Raw genomic sequence first — 15,927 nt, 5'->3', positions numbered from 1 at the left:
CGATCAACGCCGTCGCCTCGGGCACATTCAACCGCACCCCCCGCGCCCGCCGCGCCCGCGCCAACTCCGCCGCAGTGAACAACAACAACCGATCCCGCTCAGTAGGTGAAAGTCGCACAGTGCTCGTCGCCTCGTCCGGAGAAGTTTTAGAACGGCGTTCAAACGTTGTTCCGTATTGAACCCCCCGTCCCGTTGCGCTGTCCAGCCTGGCCGCGGCGAGCCCCGGACGCACGGCGGCGCGACGGTCAGGCGACCGGACAGAGCAAGCGCGTCACACCACCAAGCGCGTCACACCACCAAGCACGTCACCACCGATCACGGTCACGCGATCACCGTCACGCCAGGTCGAGCAGTGCCTCCCGGCGGGCGAACCAGGCGAGGGTGTCGGCGATGCCCTGGTCCAGGCTGAGCTCCGGCCGCCAGTCCAGCAGCGTGGCCGCCCGGTCGCCGCGGGTGAAGGCCCCCGCGTTGTCGCCGGGGCGGGGGCCGGTCTCCTCGACCGGGAGCGGATCCCCGGTGACCCGTTCGAACGCGGCGACCAGTTCGCGGACGGTGGTGCCGTCCCCGGTGCCCAGATTGACCACGAGGTAGGACTCGGCCCCGTCCGCGGGCAGCGCCAGGTCGAACCGGCGCAGCGCGGCGACATGCGCGCGGGCCAGGTCCCAGACGTGGACGTAGTCGCGGATGCCGCTGCCGTCGCGGGTGGGCCAGTCGGTGCCGGTGATCCGGAACGTCCCGCCGCTGCGACGGGCCTCGATCAGCTTGCCGAGGGCGTGCGAGGGCAGCGGCGTCTGCAGTCCGGTGCGCAACTGCGGGTCCGCCCCGACCGGATTGAAGTAGCGCAGCGACAGCACCCGCAGCGGGGTCGCCTCCGCCGTGTCCTTGAAGACCAGTTCCATCAGCATCTTGGTGCGGGCGTAGGGGCTGAGCGGGTCGAGCGCGGAATCCTCGTCGACCGCGAAGTCCGCGCCGGGGGTGTAGATCGAGGCGGAGGAGCTGAACAGCAGCCGCTCGCAGCCGTTGCGCTGCAGGTGGTCCAGCAGGGCGATGGTCTTGGCGACGTTCTCCTGGTAGTAGCGCAGCGGCTGCTCCACCGACTCCGGGACCACGATCAGCGCGGCGCAGTGGATCACGGCCTCGATCTCCGGGTGCTCGGCGAAGATCCGGTCGACCAGCACGCCGTCCGCGATGTCGCCCTCGTAGAAGACCCGCCCCTCGGTGAACTCACGCCTTCCGGTCACCAGGTTGTCCAGAATGACCGGGATGATCCCAGCGTCCATGCAGGCGGAGGCGATGGTGCTGCCGATGAAACCCGCGCCGCCGGTGATCAGAACCTTCATCTGTCGTCCCGCCCTCGTTGTGAACATGCGATGTGAACACGCAATGTGAACATGAGTGTGAAATGGATACGCAGCTACGGACGATCAGCCGGTCGAGATGGTTCCGTGACCCGACAGTGGCCGAACAGTAATGGATCGCGTCGTCCCGCCACGCGCCGCCGGGGTATACCCCGGCATTGCCGTTGGTCGCTTCATCCGACAGGATGAAGTCCTGACCCCCGCCCGTGGGGGCCGTCCCCGGGCCTGAGCAGTACACACGCCCCCGGTGGCCCCGACCCCACCCGAACCAGACCCCACCGAACCCACCGAACCGAACCCACCGAACCCACCAGCAGACCGGCAGGAGACGCAGTGGCGCCCACACCCCCGTCGCCACGCCCGTCCGCGCCTGCCGCGCTGGAGCCGCCGGTGGCCCTCGAACCCGCCATGGCCGCCAACGGCATCGGCTCGTTCGACTGGGACCTGCGTACCGACGTGATCGTCGGGGACGCCCGCGCCTGCCGGATCCTGGGCATCGACGACCCGGCCGAGCACCCCGAGCTGCCGCCGCTGGACTCCGAGGGCTTCCTGGCCCTGCTGCACGCCGAGGACGCGCCGGTGGTGCGCGACCGGGTCCAGCGCGCGGTCGCCGAGCTGGGCCAGTGCGGCGCCTACTACCGCACCGTCTTCGCGGACGGCGAGATGCACGCGGTCCGGTTCCGCGCCCGGGTCCTCGCCGACCAGCAGGGGAAGCCCTCGCACATGGTCGGCTTCGTCTGGGACGCCACGGTCGAGCTGCACAAGCGGGTCCGCGCGGACCGGCTGGCGATGGTCCGGGAGGAACGCACCCGGTTCATCAAGGAGGCGGCCCGCGCCCTCTCCGAGGCGACCACCATGCAGGACGTGGCCCGGGTCTTCACCGAGCTGCCGCTGCCCGGCATCCCCCCGGACGGGCTGATCCTCGCGGTCCTGGACAGCGGCCGGATCCAGATCCTCCGCTCCACCGGCTACCGTCCGGAGGCCCCGGCGCCGCCGGACCACGTCCCGTTGGACTCCGACCATCCGGCGGCGCTGGCCCTGCGCACCCGCACCCCGGTCTTCCTGGGCAGCAGGCGCGAGTACCAGGAGCGCTTCCCCGCGGTCTGGGAGCGGGTCTCGGACACCACCCGCAGCGCCTGGGCCTTTCTGCCGCTGGTCGCCGGGGGCCGGCCGATCGGCGTCTGCGTCGCCAGCTTCTACGAGGACCGGGCCCTCGACAGCGAGGACCGGACCCTGCTCAGCACCCTCGGCGGGATGGTCGCGCAGTCCCTCGCCCGTGCCCGGCTGCACGACGCCGAGCACGAGCTGGCGGCCGGGCTGCAGCGGGTGATGCTGCCCCGGCGGGTGCCGCCGCTGCCCGGCTTCACCAGCGCGGTGCGCTACCTCCCGGCCGGGACCGGGCTGCAGATCGGCGGCGACTGGTACGACGTGGTGCCGCTCCCCGGCGGGCACGTCGGCCTGGTCATCGGCGACGTCCAGGGCCATGACGTGCACGCCGCCGGGGTGATGGGCCAGCTGCGGATCGCGCTGCGCGCCTACGCCGCCGAGGGCCACCCGCCGGCCGCGGTGATGACCCGTGCCTCACGCTTCCTCGCCGACCTCGACACCGGCCACTTCGCCACCTGCCTCTACGCCGAGGTCAACGTCGATTACGGCGCGGTCTACGCGGTGCGCGCCGGGCACCTGGACCCGCTGGTGTGCCGGGCCGACGGCAGCAGCGCGGTGCAGCCGGTCGCGGGCGGGCTGCCGCTGGGCATCGACCCGGAGAACTCCTACCCGGTCACCCGGTTCACCCTGGACCCCGGCGAGATGCTGCTGCTCTGCACCGACGGCCTGGTCGAGACCCGGACCGTGGACATCGACGAGGGCATGGAGCAACTGCGCCACGCCGTCGGCGGCCGGGAGCTGCAGGGGCCCGGCGCGCTTGAGGCGCTCGCCGACCGGATCGCCGACGCCGCCGCGGACAGCCACGAGCGGGACGACGACATCGCCCTGCTGCTGCTCCGCTGGGACGGCCCGGCCGAGGCCAGACCCCGTCAGCTGCGCCGCCGCATCCCGCAGGCCGACCTGGAGCAGGTCGCCGAGGTGCGTGGGGAACTGCGCGACGCGGTGCGCCGCTGGGGCGTCGGCGAGCTGGCCGACACGGTGGAGCTGCTGACCTCGGAGCTGGTCACCAACGCCCTGGTGCACACCGACCGGGACGCGCTGCTGACCGCCCGCCTCTACCGGGAGGGCGGCCCCGAAGGACCGGCCCGGCTCCGGGTCGAGGTGGACGACGAGTCCGACCTCTGGCCCAAGCGCCGCACGCCCGGCGAGCAGGCGTCCTCCGGACGCGGGCTGATGCTGGTCGAGGCGCTGGCCGATGCCTGGGGGGTCGACCCGCGGGGCACCGGCAAGCGGATGTGGTTCGAGCTGATCCACCGTCAGCCCTGAGGCTCGGCGCGGCAAGCTGATCCACCGTCAGCCGTAGAGCCGTTCCAGGTCCTTGAGCTTCTGCTCCAGCGAGTCCAGTCGGGGCAGGGTCAGCGTGTCGTCCTCCGCGGTCAGGTCGAAGGTCCGCTCCTCCGCCGGGCGCGGACGCACCGGGAGCTCCGCCACCGGCTCGCCGTCGGCCAGTGCGTCGGCCAGGACGTCTGCCGCCAGGGCGTCGGCTATGGCGGGCTCCGCGGGGACCGGCTGGCGCTCGTTCGCCGCGGTGCGGTGCGCGGCGGGGGCGGGCAGTTCCGCCGCCGGACGGCCGCCGCGCGGCCAGCCCCGGCTGCTCAGCGCGCGCAGCTCGGCCCGCTCGTGCCGGGAGGCCCGGCGCTGCTCGTCCCGGTCCAGCAGCCGCTGCCGCTTGTCGTCGCGGACCTCGTCCACCGCCTCGTCCAGTGAGCGGACGTTCTCCAGCAGCATCAGCGACCAGGCCGCGTAGGTCTCCCTCGGCGCGCGCAGCCAGCGGACGATCCGGATCTGCGGCAACGGCCGCGGCACCAGGCCCTGTTCGCGCAGCGCGGCCCGGCGGGTCTGCTTCAGCGCGCGGTCGAACAGCACCGCGGCCGAGAGCGACATCCCGGCGAAGAACTGCGGGGCGCCGTGGTGGTCGATGCCGCGCGGGGCGTGCACCCAGTTGAACCAGGCGGACGCGCCCGCGAAGAACCACACCAGCAGCCGGGAGCCGAGCGCCGCGTCGCCGTGGCTGGCCTCGCGCACCGCCAGCACCGAGCAGAACATCGCCGCGCCGTCCAGGCCGAACGGGACCAGGTACTCCCAGCCGCCGGACAGGCCGAGGTTCTGCAGGCCGAAGCCGACCAGGCCGTGGAACGACAGCGCGGCGGCGACCGAGGCGCAGGCGAACAGCAGCACGTAGGAGGCCGACCCGTAGAGGGCCTCCTTCTTGCGCCGCCGCTCCTCGCCGCGCTCCCAGGAGTCGGTGCTGTCGCGTGCCGCCGAACCGCGTGCCCGCAGCAGCGTCGCCAGCCCGGCGACGAGCAGGAGGGCCGCGACGGCGGCGACGCCCCACCCCAGCGTGATGTCGGAAAGTCTCATGCCCTCGTCCAAAGCTCGGCCTGTGCCCGGATACCCCGACCGCGGCCGAAGTGGGAACCATACTTGCCCAAACACCGGTGGCGGATGGTGCTTTTGGGACCGATACACCGGGACGGGTGTAAGTGGGGCGGCTGTCCGTGCTGGTACGCACGGTGTGTACAGTTGCCGCATGGTCGCCCCACATACTCATGGTGACCTGGTGAAATCCCGTCCGGCGCCGGGCCCGGCAACCCGGCCGGAAACCGCTCGGGACCGGCTCCGCGGGTTGGCGGTCGCAGTCCCACCTGTGGTATTGGCGCTACTGCTCGGCTTCTGGGGGATCGGCCGTGGCGGCAGCTTCTGGGGCGACGAGGCGGTCAGCCTGCAGGTCGCGCACCGCGACACCGGCCGGATCATGCGGCTCACCCAGCACGTCGACGCAGTGCACGGCTGCTACTACCTGCTGCTGCACGGCCTGTTCCGGCTGCACGACGGCGGCGCGGTGCTGCTGCGGACCCCCTCGGTGCTGGCCACCGCCGCCGCGGCCGGCGGCATCGCGCTGGTCGGCCGCAGACTGGCCTCGCCGCGGGCCGGGCTCGCCGCCGGGCTCGCCTTCCCGGCCTTCCCTGCGGTGCAGTACTACGCCCAGGAGGGCCGCTCCTACGCCCTGGTCTGCGCGGTGGTGGTGGGGTCCTGGCTGCTGCTGCTCCGGGCGGTCGAGCGTCCCACGGTCGGCCGCTGGGCCTGTTACGGCCTCGCCGCGCTGGCCACCGGCCTGCTGCACGAGTACGCCGTACTCGCGGTCGCCGCGCAGGGGTTGACCCTGCTGACGGGTCGGCAGCCGCGCCGGGTGCGCGCGGGCTGGGCGCTGGCGACCGGCGCCGCGGCGGTGGCGATGCTGCCGCTGGTGCTGCGCGGCGCGGAACAGGCCGGGCAGGTGGCCTGGATAGCCGAACCCGGGACCGGGACGGTGCTGTTCGGCGCGGGGCTGGCGCTGGTCGGAGTGCTCTGCGCGCTGGTCCGGGTGCCGCCGCGGCCGGACCAGCGAATATCGGACCAGCGGATACCGCCCCCGAGCCTGCGGGCGTTGGCGCTGCCGGTGCTGCTGCTGCCGCAGGGCGCGCTGCTGCTGGTCAGCTTCTGCTGGACCCCGGTCTACCTGGACCGCTACGTCCTGTTCGAGTACGCCGGTCTCGCGCTGCTGGTCGGCGCGGCGCTGGACGCCGCAGGCCGGGCGCTGCCGCGGCTCGGCTGGCGCGCGCTGCTGGCCGTCCCGGCGGCGCTGCTGCTCCTGCTTCCGCTCGAACTCCACCTGCGCACCCCGCAGAGCCGGGGCAACGACCTGGCCGGCGCCGCCCACGCGGTGCGGGCGCTGGCGCGGCCCGGCGACGGCGTGCTGTTCCTGCCGTCCTCGCTGCGGCAGTCGGCGCTGGCGCTGCCGCGCGACTACACCGGGCTGCGTGACCTGGCGCTGCTCCAGGACGGCCCGTCGCTGGGCAACCTCAGCGGCACCGAGGTGCCCTCGGCCGCGGTGCCGGGCCGGCTGCGCGGGGCGGACCGGATCGTCACCGTCCGGGTGGCGCCCGGCAGCACCGCGGACCCGGCCTCCGGCCAGGACCTGGCGAAGAAGCGGGTGCTGGCGGCCGGCTTCCAGGTCTGCGCGCAGCGCTCGGTCCGCGGCCTGCTGGTGACCGCCTACGCCCGGCCGGGGCACTGCTGAGTCAGCCCCGCGGCACCGGCACCCCGCCGAACACGCCGGCCAGCCGGTCCGCCTGGGAGCGGAGTTGGACCGCCTCGGCGGCCGTCGAGACGTCCGCGAGCGAGGCCAGGGCCGGGGCGATGCCGACCGCGAAGCCGGTCAGCTCGCGCAGCCGCAGCGACTCGGCGAAGCCGTGCCTGGCTCCGGCCAGGTTGCCGTCCTGCTGGGCGATGATGGCCAGGTGCCGCCAGGTGTAGGAGAGCAGCAGGTCGTCCTGCTGCTGCTCGGCCCCGGCGTGGGCGCGGCGGTAGGCGGCGCGGGCAGCGACCGGGTCGAGCAGCAGCTCCTCGGCGACCAGGCCGCGGCGGAAGTCCAGCAGCGGCCGTCCCGGGGCGCCCGGCGCGAGCAGCGCGGAGGCGCGGCCCAGGGCGGCCTGCGCCTCGTCCAGCCGGTCGTGCACCCGCAGCAGGGTGGAGCAGTACGCGAGGTAGCCGCGGGCGCAGGCGGCGGCGGCGCGTTCGGTGTCGCTGCGCGCGCCGCTCTCGGCCAGCCGCAGCGCGTTCTCGGCGTCGCCCCAGCCGTCGCCCTCGAACAGCGAGCGCTCGATCAGCAGCTCGGCCCGGCTCAGCGCGGCCTCGGGGGAGCGGGTGGCCTGCGGCTCCAGCAGGTCGGCGGCGGCCTGCCAGCAGCCGCGCGAGCGCAGCAGCCAGACGGTGTCCGGTGCGGGACCTGCGGCGGTGCCGTCGCGCGAGTCGTCGATCCGGGCCGTGCGGTGCTCCGACGCCGTTCGATGGTCCGACAAGGACGGCTCCCCTCCGTGCTGCTGGCCGGTGGTGACGGAATTCCAACACGTGGTCGGGGAGCCGCGCCAGATCAACGGCGGTACCAGTTGGGATCTCTTTTTACCGGCCCCCACCTGCTGATGGGCCGTCAGCTGACGCCGCCGGTGCGCAGCAGTTCGCGGGCGGCCGAGTTGACCGGCTGCGGTATCCCGGCCAGATCCAACTCGAAGAGCGCGACCAGCAGTTGGTCGGCCCGGTTGCGGGACTCCTGGTTGTAGCCGGCCAGCGTGAACATCACCGGCTGCAGCTCGTCCGCGTGCAGGGTGTTCAGCCAGAGGCACTCGACCGCGCGCAGGTCGGCCGGCTCGGTCCAGGTGTCCACCTGGGCGACCACGGTGCTGCCGAGCAGGCAGACGCCCTCGCGGTCCTGCGAGTCGGAGACCTCCAGCTCGCCAAAGCCCAGCCACTCCAGGTAGCGGGCGGCGGCGAGGATGGCGTCGTCCGAGGTCCGGACCGGGTGCGGGACGAAGGGGCTGCGCGGCGGCACGGCCCGCGCCCGGGTCGGCGGCTGCGGGAGCGGCGGCTGCGCCGGGCGTCCGGCCCCGGCGGCGGGACGGGACGGCGGCGCGCTCCGGGGCTGCGCCGGGGCCGGTGGCGGCGGCGGCTGGACCGCGGGCGGCACCGGGACCGGGCTGCGGGCGGCGTCCACCGGCAGCCGGACCTGTGCACCGCAGTCGCAGGTGAACTCGGGCTGCGGCCACTGCTCGGACCGGCCGCAGGTCGGGCAGCGCATGTTCAGCCAGGAGTCCTCCCAGGAGCGGAACCGCACCTGGACCGGGATGCCGCCGTGCAGCAGCGGGATCCGCAGCCGGGCCCCGCAGGCGCAGGGGAACACCGAGGGCTCGTAGGCGTGCTCCCTGCGGCAGGCCGGGCAGCGCACCGGGCGTGTGGTCGTACCAGGCATCACGGACCGTCCGTTCCTGAGGGTTGTCCAGCTCTGCGTCCCATCGTCCCTGATCCACGCCGATCGGGAGGTCCCTTTGCAGACAGGAAGCGGTGAGAGGTGTCGGGCCGGCTCCTCAGCCGCCGATGGCCGACATCGGCCGCTCGGGGCGGCGGAAGTCGGCGCTGTCGATGGCGTGGCCGGGGGCCTTGCCGGCCACCGAGGCCCGCCAGGCGGCCTCGACCGCGGCGTCGTCGGCGCCGGAGCGGAGCAGCCCGCGCAGGTCGGACTCCCGGGTGGCGAACAGGCAGTTGCGCAGTTGTCCGTCGGCGGTGAGCCGGACCCGGTCGCAGCCGCCGCAGAACGGGCGGGTGACGCTGGCGATCACCCCGACCACGGCGTCGGTGCCGGTGATCCGCCACTCCTCGGCCGGGGCGTTGCCCTCGCGCGGCAGCGGCCGGAGCGTGAAGCGCTCGCCCAGCCGGGCCAGGATCTCGTCGGCGGTGACCATCCGCTCCCGGTCCCAGGCGCCCTGGGCGTCCAGCGGCATCGACTCGATGAAGCGCATCCGGTAGCCGTGCTCGGCGGCGAAGGCGGTCAGGTCGGCGATCTCGTCGTCGTTGACGCCGCGCACCGGCACCGCGTTGATCTTCACCGGGGCGAGCCCGGCCGCCTGGGCGGCGGCCAGGCCGAGCAGTACGTCGGCGAGGCGGTCCCGGCGGGTGATCTCGGTGTAGCGCTCGGGGCGCAGCGTGTCCAGGCTGACGTTCACCCGGCGCAGGCCCGCGTCGCGCAGGGCGGCGGCGCTGCGGGCCAGGCCGACGCCGTTGGTGGTGAGCGAGAGTTCGGGGGCGTACGGGAGCGCGGTCAGCCGCGCGATCAGGCCCGGCAGGCCGCGGCGGAGCAGCGGTTCGCCGCCGGTGAGCCGGACCGAGCGGATGCCCAGCCGCCGGGTGCCGACGTCGACCAGCCGGACCACCTCGTCGTCGGTCAGCAGCTCCGGCTTCGGCAGCCAGGCCAGGCCCTCCTCCGGCATGCAGTAGGTGCAGCGGAGGTTGCAGCGGTCGGTGAGCGAGACCCGCAGGTCGGTGTGCACCCGGCCGAGGCGGTCGGTCAGCGGGGCGGGCGCGGGGTCGGCCGCGGGCTGCGGGGCGGCGAGCGGGGTGGCGGCGGTGCTGGACATCTGCCCAGTAGAGCGGGCGGGTCGGTGGCCGGTCCAGCGGGTGAAGCCCCGGCGAACGCGACGGGGCCGCCGGATGCGGCTGTAGTTTCGTACAAGACTGCTGCGGCGGTCGGCGGGCCAGACTGGTCCCGTGACCTCCTCCCTGGTACCCGCCCCCCGCCCGGTCGCGCTGCTGCTCGCCGCCGGGGGCGGCCGACGGCTCGGCCTGGGGCCGAAGGCGCTGCTGCCCTACCGCGGCCGACCGCTGCTGGAGCACGCCGTCGCGGTGCTGCGGGACGGCGGCTGCCGGCAGGTGCTGGTGGTGCTGGGCGCGGCGGCGGACGAGGTGGGCGCGCGGGCCGAGCTGGGCGGCTGCACGGTGGTCCGCAACCCCGACTGGGAGTCCGGGATGGGCTCCTCGCTCCGGGCCGGTCTTGCCGCGCTCCCGGCGGCGGCGCCGGGGGCGCCGGCCGCGCTGGTCTCGCTGGTGGACACCCCCGGGGTGAGCCCGGCGGCGGTGGCCCGGATGCTGACGGCGTATCAGCACGGCGCGAGGCTGGCCGCGGCGGCGTACCGGGGACGGCGGGCGCACCCGGTGCTGATCGGCGCCGAGTACTGGGCCGAGGCGGCCAGGGGCGCGGTCGGCGACGCGGGCGCGCGGACGCTGCTGGCGGCGCGGGCCGCGGAGCTGACCCTGGTGGAGTGCGGCGACGTCGCCCGCCCGGACGACATCGACACCCCGGAAGCCTGGTCCCGGTGGTCCGGCTGACGCCGCGGGGTGTCAGCCGCTGGTGGCGAGGGCGTGGCCGAGCCTGGTGGCGATCTCCTGCATCTGCGGGATCAGCCCGCCCCGCCCGCTCCGCGCCTCCAGGGCCTTGACCCGGGCCTCCGGTCCGGAGATGGACAGCGCGGTCGGCGTCGGTGCGCCCGGCACCAGGACGGCGATGCAGCGCACGCCGACCTCCTGCTCCTGGTCGTCCACCGCGTAGCCGCCGGTCCGTACCGCGTCGAACTGCGCCAGCAGCCGGGCCGGTTCGGTGACGGTGTACTCGGTGTGCGCGGGCAGCGGCGCGCTGCCGAGCACCCCGGCCGCCTCCGGCCGGGGCAGCTGCGCCAGTAGCACCTTGCCGACGGCGGTGCAGTGCGGCTGCACCCGCCGGCCGACCTCGGTGAACATCCGCATCGAGTGCCGGGACGGCACCTGCCCCACGTAGACGACCTCGCCCGCCTCCAGCACCGCCAGGTTCGCGGTCTCGCCGGTGGCCTCCATCAGCTCGGCCAGGTAGGGCCGGGCCCAGCTGCCGAGCAGCCGCCCCGCGGTCTCGCCGAGCCGGATCAGCCGCGGGCCGAGCGTGTAGCGGCGGGCGGTGTCCTGTCGGACGTACCCCTGCTGGACCAGGGTGCGGATCAGCCGGTGGATGGTCGGCATGGGCAGCCCCGACGCGGTCGCGAGATCGCTGAGCGTGCTCACCCCGCCCGCGTCGGCCAGGACTTCGAGCAGGTGGAAGGCGCGTTCGACGGACTGGACGCCGCCGGAACGGTCGGCTGCGGGGGCGTCGACCGATGCGGGGGGAGCGGCCACAGGACTACCTTCCTGAAGGACGTGCCGGAGCAGGGGTATGGTGTGCCGCGAGCAACATCAACAATGTGTTGAATTTCTGTATCGCGGAAACTAGCCTCCACCTTACAGAAGCGCAACGCCGTCGAGAACGCTTTTCGATCAAGTGCATCACGTGACCTCCCCAGCTTGAAGGAGCTTCAGGACCATGGCCGGACCGCAGGGAACCCAGGACGCAGACCTCTCCTCCATCGTCGTCGCGGGTCTCCCGGTCGACCGGGGTGAGGAAGTGCTCACTACCGAGGCGCTCGCCTTCGTCGCCGGACTGCACCGCCGTTTCGAACCCCGCCGCCGCGAACTCCTGGCGCTGCGCCGCGAGCGCCGCGCCCGCATCGCCGCCGAGGGCGCCCTCGACTTCCTCCCCGAGACCGCCGCCGTCCGCGCCGGGGAGTGGAAGGTCGCCCCGGTGCCGCGCGCGCTGCAGGACCGCCGGGTCGAGATCACCGGCCCCACCGACCGCAAGATGGTGGTCAACGCCCTCAACTCCGGTGCCAGGGTCTGGCTTGCCGACTTCGAGGACGCCAGCGCCCCGACCTGGCACAACGTGGTGGACGGCCAGATCAACCTGATCGACGCCTTCGAGCGCAGGATCGACTTCGCCAGCGACGCCGGAAAGTCCTACGCCCTGCGCCCGGACGCCGAGTTGGCCACCGTCGTGGTCCGCCCGCGGGGCTGGCACCTGGACGAGGCGCACCTGCTGGTCGACGGCGAGCCGGTGGCCGGGGCGTTCGTCGACTTCGGCCTGTACTTCTTCCACAACGCCGCCCGGCTGCTGGCCCGCGGCGCGGAGGACCCCAACTCCGGCCCGTACTTCTACCTCCCCAAGACCGAGAGCCACCTGGAGGCCCGGCTCTGGAACGAGGTCTTCACCCACGCGCAGCAGGCGCTCGGCGTCGAGCACGGCACCATCAAGGCCACCGTGCTGATCGAGACCATCACCGCGGCCTTCGAGATGGACGAGATCCTCTACGAACTGCGGGACCACGCCGCCGGGTTGAACGCCGGACGGTGGGACTACCTGTTCTCGATCATCAAGAACCTCCGCGACGCGGGCGAGCGCTACGTCCTCCCCGACCGCAACTCCGTGGGCATGACCTCGCCGTTCATGCGCGCGTACGCCCAGCTGCTGGTGCAGACCTGCCACCGGCGCGGCGCCCACGCCATCGGCGGGATGGCCGCGTTCATCCCGTCCCGGCGCGACCCCGAGGTCAACGCCGCCGCGATGGAGAAGGTCACCGCTGACAAGGAGCGCGAGGCCGGGAACGGCTTCGACGGCTCCTGGGTGGCCCACCCGGACCTGGTGCCGGTCTGCCGCGCCTCCTTCGACGCCGTCCTCGGCGACCGCCCGCACCAGAAGGACGTGCTCCCGGCGGGCGAGGTGACCGCGGCCGAACTGCTGGACATCGCCGGGGCGGGCGGCAGCTGCACCGCCGCCGGGCTGCACAACGCGGTCCAGGTCGGCGTCCGCTACATCGAGGCGTGGCTGCGCGGGCTCGGCGCGGTGGGCATCTTCAACATGATGGAGGACGCCGCGACGGCCGAGATCTCGCGCTCGCAGATCTGGCAGTGGATCTACAACGGGGTCGTCCTGGATACTGGTGCCAAGGTCACCCCGGACCTGGTGCGCGACCTGGTCGCCACCGAACTGGCGGAGCTGCGCGCCGAGTTGGGCGACCAGGCCTACGAAGCCGGGCGCTGGACCGAGGCCGCCGGGCTGTTCGAGCAGGTCGCGCTGGCCGACGAGTTCGTCGACTTCCTGACCCTGCCCGGCTACGCCCTGCTCGGCTGACGCACGGTCAGCACCGGGCACACAGACCGGTGGTGGTGACCGGGGAATACCTGGGGAGGTCCTTCCCGGTCACCACCGCCTGCACTACCGGCTGGGGTCCAGGATGAGCTTGCCCGAGGTGCGTCGGGCTCGCAGGTCCTGGTGGGCGCGGGCTGCCTCGGACAGCGGGTAGGCCTCGCCGACCAGCGGGGTCAGCTCGCCGTCCGCCACCATCCGGAACAGCTCGGCCATCGGTTCGGCGTGCAGGGCCGGGTTTCCGACGCAGTGCATCAGCCAGAAGCCGACCACGGCGGTGGAGTGCCCCATCAGCGCGCCCGCGGTGACCGGCTTCGGCTCCTGCCGCGAGGCCATCCCGTAGGCGACCAGGCGGCCGAACGGGGCGAGGGCGGCCAGCGAGGCGTCGAACACCGGGCCGCCGGTCATCTCCAGCACCACGTCGACCTTCTGCCCGCCGTTCGCCTCGACCAGGCGCTCCTTCAGGCCCTCGGGGTCGGCCGCGACCGCGACGTCCGCGCCCAGCTCCAGCGCCAGCTCCCGCTTCTCCTTGCTGGAGGCGGTGGCGATCACCCGGCCCGCGCCGAAGCGCTTGGCGAGCTGGACCGCCAGCGAGCCGGTGCCGCCGGCCGCGGCGTGCACCACCACCGACTCGCCCGGGGCGATCCGGGCCGAGGTGCGCAGCAGGTGCCAGGCCGTCAGGCCCTGCACCACCAGCGCCAGCGCGGCCCCGTCGGAGACCCCTTCGGGCACCTCGGTGGCCATGTTCGCCCAGGCCACGGCCTTCTCGGCGTAGCCGCCCGTGGCGGTCAGGGCGACCACCCGGCGTCCGTCCGCGGTCCGGCCGACGACCTCGCCGCCGGGCACCATCGGCAGTGAGCTGCGGGAGAGGTAGGAGTCCTCGACCGCGTGGGTGTCGGCGAAGTTCACCCCGGCCGCGGCCACGTCGATGAGCAGTTGCCCCGGCTTGGCCACCGGTTCGGGCAGCTCGGCCAGGCGCAGGACCTCGGGCCCGCCGAACTCGGTGATCTGGATCGCCCGCATCGCTGTTCTCCCTACCAGTGGGTAACACGTTTCCCGACCAACATACCGGTCGGTATGTGGTGGCGGCAGTGGGGTCGGCAAAGCCAAGCGAACCAACAATTCCGACCCAAGTTTCGCTCAGACTGCAACAGATATTGACTTCGCCGCCGCTCGGTAGTTGAGTTCCCTCGCCCTGGACATGTCATGGCACCTCCAGAGGATGGAGAACCTCATGCGCCACCGAGCCCCACAGCTGACCGCCGTCCTGGCGGTCACCGCCGCCGCTGTCGCCGCGGTCCTGCTGGCCGCCCCGTCCGCCCGCGCCGAGAACAACGGCGTCGGCCTCAAGCCCGTTCTGGGCTGGAGCAGTTGGAGCTTCATCAGGAAGGCCCCCAGCGCCGCCAAGATCGACGCGCAGGCGGACGCCATGAAGAGCAGCGGCCTGGCCGCGGTCGGCTTCGACTACGTCAACCTGGACGACTTCTGGTACCAGTGCCCCGGCAGCCAGGGGCCGAACGTCGACCAGTACGGCCGCTGGGTCACCGACCCCGCGAAGTTCCCGGCGTCGGGCTCCACCGACGGCATCCAGGCCGTGGCGAACCACGTGCACGGCGACGGGCTGAAGTTCGGCCTGTACGTCACCCCCGGCATCTCCAAGCAGGCGGTCAGCCAGAACACCGCGATCCAGGGCACGAGCTACCACGCCGACGACATCGCCACCACGACCGCGGAGAAGAACTACAACTGCTCGGGCATGGTCGGCATCGACTACGGCAAGCCCGGCGCGCAGGCCTTCATCAACTCCTGGGCGAACGAGTTCGCCGCCTGGGGCGTGGACTACGTCAAGATCGACGGGGTCGGCACCGGCGACGTCGCCGACATCCAGGCCTGGTCGGCGGCACTGCGGCAGACCGGTCGGCCGATCCACCTGGAGCTGTCCAACAGCCTGGCCATCGGCAGCGCGGCGACCTGGGCGCAGTACGCCAACGGCTGGCGCACCGGCGGCGACATCGAGTGCTACGGCTGCGAGTCGGGCGGCAGCAGCTACCCGCTGACCCAGTGGTCCAGCGTGCAGTCACGGTTCGCGCAGGTCGCCGCCTGGCAGCCGTACGGCGGACCCGGCGGCTACAACGACTACGACTCGCTGGAGGTCGGCAACGGAGCCGACGACGGACTGACCGCGCCGGAGCGGCAGTCGCAGATGAGCCTGTGGGCGATGGGCGCGGCCCCGCTGGTCCTGGGCACCGACCTGACGAACCTGGACCCCACCGACCTCGGCTACCTCAAGAACAGCCGGGTGCTGGCGGTGGACCAGGACGGCATCGACGCCGCACGCCTCGTCAACAACGGCGACCAGCAGGTGTACAGCAAGACCGAGCCGAACGGCGACGTGATCCTCGGCCTGTTCAACTACAGCGGCACCGCGAGCACCACCGTGACCGTCCCGCTGGCCAGTGCCGGGATCAGCGGCAGCGCCGCTGCGACCGACCTGTGGACCGGCGGCTCGCTGGGCACCGTCAGCGGCGCCTACAGCGTCACCCTGGCCCCCGGCGCGGTCCGGCTGATCCGGGCGGTGCCGAGCGGCAGCCGCGCGGTCCGGATCGAGGCCGAGTCCTCCGGCAACACCCTGGCCGGCGCCACCAGGACGGCGAGCTGCAGCGGCTGCTCCGGCGGGACCAAGGTCGGCTACATCGGCGACGGCGCGGCGGACTACCTGACCGTCAACGGAATCAACGAGGCGTCAGCGGGTGCGCGGACGCTCACCTTCAGCTATCTGCTCTCCGGCAGCCGCAGCTTCTCGATCAGCGTCAACGGCGGCCCGGACACCACCGTGAACCTCACCGGCAGCAGCTTCTCCACGGTGTACACGGCCAGCGTCCCGATCACCGTCAAGGCGGGCGCCAACACCGTCAGGTTCCACAACGACACCGCCTACGCGCCCGACCTGGACGTGATCACCGTCCAGTGACCGGGCAGCGGTAGCGACACCGCTGCCCCGGATCCTCGCCGTGGATCCGGGGCAGCGGTCCCCGGAGCGCGAGCGCTCAGGGG

Annotated in this window: 13 protein-coding genes; 5 read left to right on the top strand and 8 right to left on the bottom strand. The window is 73.3% G+C overall.

The genetic code is table 11. The annotated features are described in order from the left end of the window. Both ACEZDE_RS29100 and galE read right to left on the bottom strand, forming a co-directional pair. On the bottom strand, window positions 1–118 hold a 118-nt coding region (locus ACEZDE_RS29100), incomplete at its 3' end, for an urease subunit gamma (protein ID WP_380542361.1). Between the two features lie 217 nt (window positions 119–335). After that, window positions 336–1,340: a UDP-glucose 4-epimerase GalE gene (gene galE / locus ACEZDE_RS29095; RefSeq protein WP_380542352.1), complete on the bottom strand. Its 1,005-nt coding sequence runs from the start codon at window positions 1,338–1,340 to the stop codon at window positions 336–338. A 351-nt stretch (window positions 1,341–1,691) separates the two neighbouring features. Here galE and ACEZDE_RS29090 point away from each other — a divergent pair, with 351 nt between their 5' ends. Then, window positions 1,692–3,791 (top strand): SpoIIE family protein phosphatase, encoded by a 2,100-nt coding sequence (locus ACEZDE_RS29090; protein WP_380542349.1) that lies wholly within the window; start codon window positions 1,692–1,694, stop codon window positions 3,789–3,791. Window positions 3,792–3,818: 27 nt separating this feature from the next. Here ACEZDE_RS29090 and ACEZDE_RS29085 read toward each other — a convergent pair whose 3' ends face one another. Next, window positions 3,819–4,886, bottom strand: coding sequence for a DUF2637 domain-containing protein (locus tag ACEZDE_RS29085; protein ID WP_380542346.1), 1,068 nt, complete (start codon window positions 4,884–4,886; stop codon window positions 3,819–3,821). A 286-nt stretch (window positions 4,887–5,172) separates the two neighbouring features. On the opposite strand from ACEZDE_RS29085, the gene ACEZDE_RS29080 reads away from it, so the two are divergent. After that, window positions 5,173–6,585, top strand: coding sequence for a glycosyltransferase family 39 protein (locus tag ACEZDE_RS29080; protein ID WP_380542343.1), 1,413 nt, complete (start codon window positions 5,173–5,175; stop codon window positions 6,583–6,585). A gap of 1 nt (window position 6,586) precedes the next feature. On the opposite strand, the gene ACEZDE_RS29075 is transcribed toward ACEZDE_RS29080, so the two are convergent. From ACEZDE_RS29075 to moaA, 3 genes are all read right to left on the bottom strand, one after another. Then, window positions 6,587–7,366, bottom strand: a complete 780-nt coding sequence (locus ACEZDE_RS29075) for a hypothetical protein (RefSeq protein ID WP_380542340.1) — start codon at window positions 7,364–7,366, stop codon at window positions 6,587–6,589. Between the two features lie 128 nt (window positions 7,367–7,494). Beyond that, entirely contained in the window at window positions 7,495–8,310 is an 816-nt protein-coding gene (locus ACEZDE_RS29070) for a hypothetical protein (RefSeq protein ID WP_380542337.1), read from the bottom strand. A gap of 115 nt (window positions 8,311–8,425) precedes the next feature. Then, window positions 8,426–9,472: a GTP 3',8-cyclase MoaA gene (gene moaA / locus ACEZDE_RS29065; RefSeq protein WP_380542334.1), complete on the bottom strand. Its 1,047-nt coding sequence runs from the start codon at window positions 9,470–9,472 to the stop codon at window positions 8,426–8,428. Window positions 9,473–9,602: 130 nt separating this feature from the next. Between moaA and ACEZDE_RS29060 the strand changes: the two genes are divergently transcribed. Continuing rightward, window positions 9,603–10,220, top strand: a complete 618-nt coding sequence (locus ACEZDE_RS29060) for a nucleotidyltransferase family protein (protein WP_380542331.1) — start codon at window positions 9,603–9,605, stop codon at window positions 10,218–10,220. A 12-nt stretch (window positions 10,221–10,232) separates the two neighbouring features. On the opposite strand, the gene ACEZDE_RS29055 is transcribed toward ACEZDE_RS29060, so the two are convergent. Next, entirely contained in the window at window positions 10,233–11,033 is an 801-nt protein-coding gene (locus tag ACEZDE_RS29055) for an IclR family transcriptional regulator (protein WP_380542327.1), read from the bottom strand. A 184-nt stretch (window positions 11,034–11,217) separates the two neighbouring features. Between ACEZDE_RS29055 and aceB the strand changes: the two genes are divergently transcribed. Next, window positions 11,218–12,858, top strand: coding sequence for a malate synthase A (gene aceB, locus ACEZDE_RS29050; RefSeq protein WP_380542324.1), 1,641 nt, complete (start codon window positions 11,218–11,220; stop codon window positions 12,856–12,858). 84 nt (window positions 12,859–12,942) lie between these two features. Here the strand turns inward: aceB and ACEZDE_RS29045 are convergent, their stop codons facing one another. After that, window positions 12,943–13,896, bottom strand: coding sequence for a quinone oxidoreductase family protein (locus ACEZDE_RS29045; protein ID WP_380542321.1), 954 nt, complete (start codon window positions 13,894–13,896; stop codon window positions 12,943–12,945). 211 nt (window positions 13,897–14,107) lie between these two features. On the opposite strand from ACEZDE_RS29045, the gene ACEZDE_RS29040 reads away from it, so the two are divergent. Continuing rightward, window positions 14,108–15,844: an alpha-galactosidase D gene (locus tag ACEZDE_RS29040; protein WP_380542318.1), complete on the top strand. Its 1,737-nt coding sequence runs from the start codon at window positions 14,108–14,110 to the stop codon at window positions 15,842–15,844. Window positions 15,845–15,927 lie beyond the last annotated feature (83 nt).

The organism is Streptacidiphilus cavernicola (assembly GCF_042510955.1).
GTDB classification, from domain to species: domain Bacteria; phylum Actinomycetota; class Actinomycetes; order Streptomycetales; family Streptomycetaceae; genus Streptacidiphilus; species Streptacidiphilus cavernicola.
This window is presented reverse-complemented; position numbering and strand designations above follow the sequence as displayed.